1 protein-coding gene and 1 pseudogene are annotated in these 386 nt (G+C 34.7%); both read left to right on the forward strand.

Going from position 1 to position 386, the window contains the following annotated elements:
• Window positions 1–211: pseudogene (locus SB679_RS23255) on the forward strand (D-alanine--D-alanine ligase); the annotation flags it as partial.
• Between the two features lie 97 nt (window positions 212–308).
• Window positions 309–386 (forward strand): adenylyltransferase/cytidyltransferase family protein (locus tag SB679_RS23260; protein WP_410704655.1); only part of this gene is annotated, 78 nt, incomplete at its 3' end.

Below are 386 nucleotides of genomic sequence, written 5' to 3' on the forward strand. Positions count from 1 at the left end.
TACTAAAAGAGCCTACGATTCCCTTGGAATGAGTGGTTTTTCACTAAGCGAATATATCTTGATGGATGGCATTCCTTATATGCTTGAAATGAATACCAATCCAGGGTTCTCTCCTGCAAGTATCCTTCCCCAGCAGGCGAAACATTATGGAATCTCCATTATGGATCTTTGCGGAAATGAAGTTGAAAAAGCTTTAAATAAAAGAAAATAGATAATAGACGTTAAAATTAGAGACTAGATATTAGAAACTGAATAAAGTCATAATTCATAGTCTAAAATTTATAACTCAAAATTATAACTCGTACCACATGAAAATTGCTGTTTTCCCAGGGTCATTTGATCCCATTACTTTAGGACACTACGATATTATAGAAAGAGCAGCTCCG

This window comes from Chryseobacterium sp. SIMBA_029 (assembly GCF_046535275.1).
GTDB lineage: Bacteria > Bacteroidota > Bacteroidia > Flavobacteriales > Weeksellaceae > Chryseobacterium.